Raw genomic sequence first — 2,441 nt, 5'->3', positions numbered from 1 at the left:
GACCGCTTAAGTATAATAGCACATCCCCTGCTCCCTTTTCAAATGGCATTAATCGTCGTTAAACGTCTTTCGGCATTTTATGCTCATTATATTCTCGTTTTGCTTTGGTTTCCTATGTTATTCACCTGATTTTTACCTATTGTTTCGGTCTCATAGTTGGGAACAGGATCACATCTCGAATTGAATAAGAGTCTGTAAAGAGCATGACGAGGCGGTCTATTCCTATTCCTAAGCCGCCGGTGGGTGGCATACCATGTTCTAGGGCAATAATATAATCCTCGTCAAAAGCATGGGCTTCTTCGTCACCAGCTTCTCGCTCTTTTAGCTGCTGCAGGAACCTTTCTCTCTGATCTAGCGGATCATTTAGCTCAGAAAAAGCATTGCCCATTTCCCTGCCGTAAATAAATGCTTCAAACCTATAAGTAAAATCAGGATTGTCTTCTATCTTTTTAGCCAATGGCGATATTTCAATGGGATAGTCATATATGAAAGTGGGTTGTATTAAATTCGGCTCTACCTTTTCTTCAAAGATGAGGTTTAATACCTTGCCCTTTGTGTCGTTATCACCAACCTCTTCGATGCCAAGTTTACGCGCAATCTCTCTTGCTTCTTCATCAGATTTAATTGTGCTAAAATCAATATTTGCATAGTGGTTTACTGCCTCTACCATGGTCATTCTTTCCCAGGGCGGCGTCAAATCTATTTCTACGCCCTGGTAGTTGACCTTTGTGGTGCCCAGTACTTCCTGGGCGATGTGTGCAATCATATTTTCCATGAGCTCCATCATATCTTTGTAGTCGGCATAGGCCTGGTAAAGTTCAATCATCGTAAACTCGGGGTTGTGCTTTATGGAAATTCCTTCATTTCTAAAATCTTTGCCTATTTCATATACCTTTTCAAATCCACCTACGATAAGCCGTTTTAAATATAATTCAGTAGCAATTCTAAGGTAAAGATCAATATCTAAGGCATTATGATGGGTGATAAATGGCCTTGCCGCTGCTCCACCCGCTATGGGCGAAAGGACAGGTGTCTCGACTTCAATGAAGCCCCTTTCATCAAGATACCGCCTCATGGCTGATATGATTTTACTTCTTATAATAAATGTTTGCTTTACTTCCGGATTCGTGATTAAATCCAAATACCTCTGCCGGTACCTGGTATCAGTGTCTTTTAAGCCGTGCCATTTTTCAGGCAGCGGCCGTAAGGATTTAGAAAGGAGCGTTAAATTGCTAACTGATACCGAAATTTCTCCTTTCTTGGATCTGAAGACCTTTCCTTCAACACCGACAATATCTCCGATATCCAGCAAACCATAAAGCTTAAAAGTCTCCTCGGAAACGTCGTTCTTTCTTATATATATCTGAAGCTTTCCCGTCTGGTCTTGAATATCAAAAAAAGCCGCTTTCCCATGGCCCCTGATTGCCATGATTCGACCGGCTACTTTGACCATTTGATTTTCAAACTCATCAAAGTTATCCTTTATCTGTTGTAAACTATGAGATATTGAAAACTTTTTGCCAAAAGGAGCAACGCCCATTGCTTTTAATTCTTCAAGTTTTTTAAGTCTGACCTTTTGGATTTCATTAAGCTCATTTACATTTTCCATCAAATAACCTCCACAGTTTATTTCATAATATCAAGGATTTCGTATCTTATTGTACCGACAGGCACTGCTATTTCCACTACAGAACCCTTCTTTTTGCCAAGCAGTGCACTTCCCACCGGCGATTCATTGGAAATTTTGTTTTTCATTGGGTCAGCTTCAGCAGAACCAACAATGGTATATTCAAACACTTCATTGGTATCCAAGTCTTTCAGCTTTATTTTAGAACCAATGCCAACTACATCGGTAGAAATATCTACTTCATCAATGAGTTTTACGTTCCTGAGTTTTTCTTCAAGAAGCGCAATCCTGCCCTCCACGAAGGCCTGCTCATTTTTAGCTTCATCGTACTCGGAATTTTCGCTAATATCCCCAAAGTCGATTGCTTGTTTAATCCTTGCTGCAATCTCGCGACGTTTTACCGATTTTAAATACTCAAGTTCCTCTTCCATCTTTTTTAGACCTTCCTGGGTTAGGACAACTTCTTTTTTTGACATTTAATTTTCTCCCCTCTGGTTTATTCCAAAAATGTATGTCTCTAATATATGTTGCATTTGGAACTTTTATTCAGGAAAAAACCTGAATAAAAGGCCCAAATGCTAATATCCTCTTCATTTAAAATGAAGAGGTAACTACAAAAAAAATTGATTAAAATCTTTCAACTTCGAAGATATTATAATTCAGTAGGTTACTTCTGTCAAGAATCTTCTCATTTTTGTTGTTGTTATTCTGTGATAATGTCATGTTGAATTTATTCTGATAAAATGTCAGGTATGAGAGAGGAGACATTCAACATGACTCAAAAAGAGATAACTCGTCTTAGGGTTATCAATCA

Annotated in this window: 2 protein-coding genes; both read right to left on the bottom strand. The window is 38.8% G+C overall.

Features of this window, described 5'->3' with window-relative positions:
• Positions 1–136: 136 nt before the first annotated feature.
• A complete protein-coding gene (gene lysS / locus JT739_RS12605) occupies positions 137–1,609 on the bottom strand; it encodes a lysine--tRNA ligase (protein ID WP_237661472.1) in 1,473 nt (490 codons plus the stop codon).
• Between the two features lie 17 nt (positions 1,610–1,626).
• Entirely contained in the window at positions 1,627–2,103 is a 477-nt protein-coding gene (gene greA, locus JT739_RS12600; protein ID WP_237661471.1) for a transcription elongation factor GreA, read from the bottom strand.
• Between the last annotated feature and the right edge of the window lie 338 nt (positions 2,104–2,441).

Source organism: Tepidanaerobacter sp. GT38, from assembly GCF_021991635.1.
In the GTDB taxonomy this organism is placed as follows: Bacteria; Bacillota; Thermosediminibacteria; order Thermosediminibacterales; family Tepidanaerobacteraceae; genus DTU063.
This window is presented reverse-complemented; position numbering and strand designations above follow the sequence as displayed.

Coding starts and splice junctions, on each gene's coding strand:
- lysS (WP_237661472.1), bottom strand. CDS start 1,609: ATGGAAAATGTAAATGAGCTTAATGAAATCCAAAAGGTCAGACTTAAA.
- greA (WP_237661471.1), bottom strand. CDS start 2,103: ATGTCAAAAAAAGAAGTTGTCCTAACCCAGGAAGGTCTAAAAAAGATG.